We start from the raw sequence: 5,871 nt of genomic DNA, 5'->3' as shown, positions 1-5,871 counted from the left end.
GGAGCGCCTCGCTCTGGCTCCGCCCCCGGCCCTGGTGCTCGGGTTTTTCGACTCCCGGCAGGCGACCACAGACCGGTGGGGTATCGGCGGTCATCGCTTGCTTCGCGATGCCGTCGAGACGCGTGCTCTCGCCAGCCTGCCGGCGGCGCTGCTCAGCTGCCCGGATGGCAGCGCGGGCGACGCGGTGGAGCGCCTGGCGGCAGTGGCCCGGCCATGAGGCCGCTGGCGATCAATCTGGGTCTTCTGGGCATGGTGGCCGGCCTGGCTGTAGCGGGCCTGTTGTTGGGCGAGTCGTCCCTCTCTGCGGACCAGTTCGTCCTGGCGCTGACCGATCCTTCCTCCGGCGCCCATGAGGTTGTGTTCAACATCCGGCTGCCCCGCACGGTCGCAGCACTGGTTGTGGGCGCTGCATTGGGACTGGCCGGCGCAGTGATGCAGGGACTGTTGAGAAACCCCCTGGCCGATCCCGGGGTGCTGGGCGTCTCTGGCGGCGCGGGCCTGGGCGCAGCGCTGGCGATCTCGCTGGGTCTGGCGGCGAGCCCTGGCCTGATCGAGGTTTCGGCGATGGCGGCGGCTCTGGGTGTTGGCGCGCTGCTCACGGTCATTGCATCGCGGTTTCGCGAGCCTGAAGCACTGATCCTCTTCGGGGTGGCCCTGTCGGCCTTTCTGGGCGCCTTGACCTCGCTGGTCTTCAACTTCGCGCCATCACCCGTCGCGTTGTCGGAGGTATTTTCCTGGCTGCTGGGATCGGTGGCCAACCGGGACTGGGACGATATCGTCCGACAACTCCCGGCCCTGGGGCTGGGGATCTGCTTGTGCGGCTACGCGGCCCGGGGTCTGGCGATGCTGACGCTGGGCGAGGAGACAGCCGCACTTTCCGGCCTTCCCATGACCCGTCTCCGCGCTGCGGCTGTGGCCGGCGCCTCGCTCCTGACGGGCGCCTCGGTCGCCATGGCGGGTATCGTCGGTTTCGTCGGGCTTGCCGCGCCGCATCTGGTTCGCGCCGCGACCGGCGGTGACCCGGGCAGGGTGCTGCTCCCCTCGGCGCTCACCGGGGCTGTGCTGCTGGCGCTGGCTGACATCGCAGCCCGGGTCATTCCCACCGACGTGGAACTGAAGCTGGGCGTAATGACGGCCCTGTTCGGCGCGCCCCTGTTCGCCGCGATCGCCTGGCGCGCGGCCCGGAGCTGGCGCGGATGACGGCGCTTTCGGTGCAGGGCGTCACGGTCATCCGCGGCGATAGCACGGTGCTTGACGCTACCAGCCTGACTGTAGCTGCGGGCGAGATGGTCGGCGTCGTCGGCACGAACGGCGCGGGCAAGACCACCCTGCTGCGCGCCGCCCTCGGCCTTGTTCCGCTCAAGGCGGGGAAGGTTGAGCTCGCCGGCCGACCGCTGGACCGCCTTTCCGACGCCGCCCGGGCGCGGTTGGCCGCCTATCTGCCGCAGGAGCGCCACGTAGGCTGGAACATGTCCGCACTCAGGATCGCAGCCCTGGGTGCGGTGGAACTACCCCCGCAGGCGGCAGAACGGGTAGCCGGCGCGGCCCTGTTGCGGGTTGGCCTCCATGACGTTCGGCACAGGGGAGTCCTAGACCTTTCGGGGGGCGAACGCGCCCGCGTCCTGCTGGCGCGTCTGTTGGTGACGGGCGCGCCGTTGCTGCTGGCAGACGAACCCATCGCTGGCCTGGATCCAGACGCCCAGCTGCTGGCGATGGAACTGTTGCGCGAGGAGACCCGGCGCGGCGCAGCGGTGGTGCTGACCCTGCATGATCTCGCTTTGGCCGCGCGCTTCTGTGACCGGCTGGTGGTTCTGCATCAGGGACGCGTTGCGGCGGACGCAACACCACATGGCGCGCTGAGCTCGGAGGTGCTGGCGGCTGCCTTCAATCTGGATGGCGCGCTGGAGATGGTGGATGGCGAGCCACGGCTTAGGGTTCAACGCCGGGGGACGCTGTGAACTCCGCAGGGCGGGAGCTGACGCCCGCTGGGGGCACTGAGAATTCAGTTGTTCCACTTCGGCTTACCGGAGCGCGAATATCCTTGGGCCAAAGCCCGGATTGCCCCATGTGTCAGCCCCTCATTCCCCGGCTTGGAACTCCATCATGTCCTTCTCGATCTACGACGCCTCGATCCCGGTCTATCTGCAGATGATGCGCAATCTGGCGGCCTTGCTGGCCAAGGCCGAGGGGCATGCCGGCACATCCGGCGCCGATGTTTCAACGTTTCTCGAGGCGCGACTGACGCCGGACATGCATCCCCTGATCCGGCAGATCCAGATGGTCAGCGATTCCGCCAAGGGCGGGGCCGCGCGCCTGGCCGGGGTCACGCCCCCCAGCTATGCCGACACCGAAACGACCTGGGCCGAGATCAAGGAACGCCTGGCGAAGACCATCGCTTTCGTTGAGACAATCGAGCGCAGTCAGCTGGATGGCGCCGAGACCCGGACGATCGAACTGCCGCTGCCGGGCCGCACCATGACGTTCACGGGCGCGGATTTCCTGATGCGCTTCTCGTTGCCCAACTTCTATTTTCACGTGGTCACAGCCTACGGCATCCTGCGCACCCAGGGCGTGCCGCTGGGCAAGATGGACTACCTGACCGGCGGGACGCCGATCCCGGCTTAAGGGTTGCTGGCGGAAACACCGGCGTCGGTGGCGGCATAGTTGTAGCTGCCCCGGCGCAGGTCGCGGGCCAGGGTGATCGGGACCGTGCCTCCGTTCAGCTTGGCCCGATAGACCTGCATGTTTTCCATCACCCGCATGACGTAGTTGCGCGTCTCCGAGAACGGGATGCACTCGATGAAATCCAGGGGATCAGAGGATCCTGCACGTGGATCGCTGCAGAAGGCTACCCACTGTGGAGGTCGCCCGGGGCCGGCATTGTATCCGGCGGAAGCCAGGATGTAGGAGCCTGAAAACTGGTCGACCAGTTGGCCCAGGAAAGATGATCCGAGCTGCATATTGTATTCGGCCTCGTAGAGCCGAGCGACCGAAAACCCCAGTCCCATGCGCCGCGCTACGCTGGATGCGGTCGACGGCAGCAGTTGCATCATGCCCCGGGCGTCTGCCTCGGAGCGGACACCGGGCTCGAACCCGCTCTCCTGACGTGTGACACCCAGTACCAGCGCCGGTTCGGGCGCGCCAGGAACCGCCGGCGTGCTGCGCATCGGATAGGCGCGGTCGGCCAGGATCAATCCCCGGGTCGCCGCCGCGCGCGCAGCCTTCATCGACGTGTCCTGATCGCCGTAGCCGCGGATAGCATCCACCAGCATGGCGGCCTCCACCGTCGTCGGCACCGTGTCATCGATGTGCAGCGCGAAGGCGCGGAACAGATCGCGCTGCCCCTGATCCGCCAGCATTCTCATGGCCTGAACAGCATCGCGGCCCTCAAAGCCCGCTCGGTCCGCCTCGGTCGGCTCAGGGTCCTTCGGCAGCACCAATGCCCGTCCGAGCTTTTCGGCGGAAAGCTGGCCATAGAAGGTGGTGCCATGCTGGGCGCCCTGATCGTAGAAGACATCGGCTGCAGCCCTGTCGCCGCGCGCCTCGGCCGCTCGTCCCTGCCAGTAGAACGCCCTGGCCTTGGTGATGGGCGAGGAGCCGATCCGCTCGATCGTCGCAAAATGCCGGGCGGCTGCGACGGGGTCCTGCAGGCGGTTGAGTGCGATCCAGCCGGCATAGAACTCCGCCTCGGTGGCGTCTGTGCCCACGGAGAGACCGGAGTTTGCTGCGGCCTGATAGGCGCTTCGCCAGTCGCCAGCCCGGATCGCCAGCAGGGTCAGCCTGTACCGTTCGTTCCACATGCGCTCGGCGCCGTCAGCGGTGACCATCTCGCGCGGGAACATGGGAAGGAGCGCCATGGCCTCGCTTTCACGGCCACGGCGGCGCAACGAGGCTGCGCGTTCATAGGCAACCCCGGGACTGGCCTGCATCTCCGGCGAAAGGCTCGCAAAGGCGTCGTCCGCCGCGCGGCTGTCCGAGCGGAGCGCGATCCGGACCAATGCGACCGGTTGCTGGTCTTCCGGGATCAGGGCCAGCATATCCCGGGCCGCAGGTCCCTGGGCGCCGTAAAGCAGAACGTCGGCGCGCCGGAGGTGATCGTCCACCGTCAGAACATCGGCGAATCGTGACAGCACGAGGCGCTGGGCGTCAGCCTCGAAGCTTCGGGTACGCCACCATGTGCGGATCAGGTCGGCGGCCTCGGTCTGCCGGCCGAGGTTGCGGTAGGCCGAGGCCAGCGCCAGCGCGCCCTGCACAGACTGTGGTTCCTGGCCACCGAACCACGCCACGATGTCTGCGGGCGATTTGCCGGAGGATTCAATCACGCGCTCGGCGGCCACCTGGCGGCGGCCTGGCCTGGGGAAACCTTCCAGATCCCGCCGCGCAGCGTCCAGCTCCGCAAAACCCAGTGACCCCGCGTTGGCGTCTACGAGCGCCCAGGTAACGGTTTTTGTCGCGACGGGGTCGGAAAGATCATTGATCACCCGACGCGCACCCGAAACATCGCCGCGACGCGCCGCCGCCAGGCCGGAGCGAAACAAAATCTGGTCTGAACCGCTCAGGGGGCGAGCTACGGTCTGCTCCCGGACAGCGGGTTCCTGAACAGCGCCCGTTGCGTTCGCGGCGCTGATCAGGTCGCCGATGGGGTCCAGTGATTGCGCGCGCGCCACCGTCGTTGCAATCAGGATTGCGCAACCGGCGAGCAACAGATTTCGGGTCCGGACGTTCAATCAACCTCCATCCGTGTCAACACTGCGCGGAATCGGCGTTGCGGGCTAAGCCTGCCGCAACATATTGTCGCGCCAAATCTGAACGTCGCATCACCTTGCGGCATTTTCACGGTCATTTGCTTATCCCCATGCCTGATCCTCTCTTTCGCGGCGTCATGCCGGCGCTCATCACTCCATTTCGCAACGGAGCCTTCGACGAGGACGCCTTTGTGGCGTTGGTCGAACGCCAGATCGCGGGCGGCGTCCACGGCCTGGTGCCGGTGGGCACGACAGGCGAGACAGCGACGCTCAGTCATGACGAGCACCGTCGCGTTGTCGAACTCTGCGTCGCGGTGGCGGGCGGGCGCGTACCGGTGATCGCCGGCGCCGGTTCGAACTCGACATCCGAAGCCATTGAGCTTGTGCATCACGCCAAGACGGTCGGCGCAGACGCGGCTCTCGTGGTCACGCCTTACTATAACCGCCCTAGCCAGGAGGGGCTCTACGCCCATTACCGCGCGATCAACGATGCGGTGCAATTGCCCGTGCTGATCTACAACGTGCCTGCCCGGACCAGCGTCGACATTTCCAACGAGACCCTGGCCCGGCTCGCCAAACTGCCCAACATGGTGGGGATCAAGGACGCAACAGGCGACATGACCCGCGCCAGCCTCCAGCGCATCTGGTGCGGTGATGAGTGGGTGATGCTGTCGGGCAATGATGATTCGGCGCTGGGCTACATGGCTCATGGCGGCCATGGCGCCATCTCCGTCACCTGCAATGTCGCGCCAGCGCCCTGCGCCCGGTTCTACAACGACGCCATGTCCGGCGACTGGGCGTCGGCGCTCAAGGGCCAGGACGCACTGATCCGCCTGCATAAGGCGCTGTTCGTCGACGCCTCACCATCGCCCACCAAGTTCGCCCTGGCGCACCTGGGCCTCTGCGCCGAGGACGCCCGTCTGCCGATCGTCGCCTGTTCCGAGGCGGCGCGCATCGAAGTGCTGGCCGGGATGCGGGATGCGGGACTGATCTGATGGCCGGCAAGCTCATTGCAGAAAACCGCCGCGCCCGGTTCGACTACTTCCTGGAGCAGACATTCGAGGCTGGTCTTGCCCTGACCGGGTCCGAGGTCAAATCCCTGCGCGTGGGCCGCGCCAACATCGCC

Annotated in this window: 6 protein-coding genes and 1 pseudogene; 6 read left to right on the top strand and 1 reads right to left on the bottom strand. The window is 67.0% G+C overall.

The window, feature by feature from the left end; all coding sequences use genetic code 11:
• The 4 genes and pseudogenes from ACIQ42_RS15215 to ACIQ42_RS15200 form a co-directional block, all read left to right on the top strand.
• Positions 1–217: pseudogene (locus ACIQ42_RS15215) on the top strand (ABC transporter substrate-binding protein); the annotation flags it as partial.
• Positions 214–1,200: a FecCD family ABC transporter permease gene (locus tag ACIQ42_RS15210; protein ID WP_397423097.1), complete on the top strand. Its 987-nt coding sequence runs from the start codon at positions 214–216 to the stop codon at positions 1,198–1,200. The pseudogene ACIQ42_RS15215 and the gene ACIQ42_RS15210, both read left to right, overlap by 4 nt.
• Entirely contained in the window at positions 1,197–1,958 is a 762-nt protein-coding gene (locus ACIQ42_RS15205; protein ID WP_397423096.1) for an ABC transporter ATP-binding protein, read from the top strand. Before ACIQ42_RS15210 ends, ACIQ42_RS15205 begins: the two co-directional genes overlap by 4 nt.
• 145 nt (positions 1,959–2,103) lie before the next feature.
• On the top strand, positions 2,104–2,625 hold the full coding sequence (locus tag ACIQ42_RS15200) for a DUF1993 family protein (RefSeq protein ID WP_397423095.1): 522 nt from the start codon (positions 2,104–2,106) through the stop codon (positions 2,623–2,625).
• Here ACIQ42_RS15200 and ACIQ42_RS15195 read toward each other — a convergent pair.
• The gene (locus ACIQ42_RS15195) at positions 2,622–4,727 is read right to left on the bottom strand and encodes a transglycosylase SLT domain-containing protein (protein WP_397423094.1); all 2,106 of its coding nucleotides are present in this window, start codon (positions 4,725–4,727) and stop codon (positions 2,622–2,624) included. The two genes, ACIQ42_RS15200 and ACIQ42_RS15195, sit on opposite strands and share 4 nt — an antisense overlap.
• 128 nt (positions 4,728–4,855) lie before the next feature.
• Between ACIQ42_RS15195 and dapA the strand changes: the two genes are divergently transcribed.
• Both dapA and ACIQ42_RS15185 read left to right on the top strand, forming a co-directional pair.
• Positions 4,856–5,740, top strand: coding sequence for a 4-hydroxy-tetrahydrodipicolinate synthase (dapA, locus tag ACIQ42_RS15190; RefSeq protein WP_397423093.1), 885 nt, complete (start codon positions 4,856–4,858; stop codon positions 5,738–5,740).
• A partial coding sequence (locus ACIQ42_RS15185; RefSeq protein ID WP_397423098.1) for an SsrA-binding protein occupies positions 5,740–5,871 on the top strand: 132 nt, incomplete at its 3' end. The genes dapA and ACIQ42_RS15185, both read left to right, overlap by 1 nt.

This window comes from Phenylobacterium sp., assembly GCF_044372605.1.
GTDB lineage: Bacteria > Pseudomonadota > Alphaproteobacteria > Caulobacterales > Caulobacteraceae > Phenylobacterium.
This window is presented reverse-complemented; position numbering and strand designations above follow the sequence as displayed.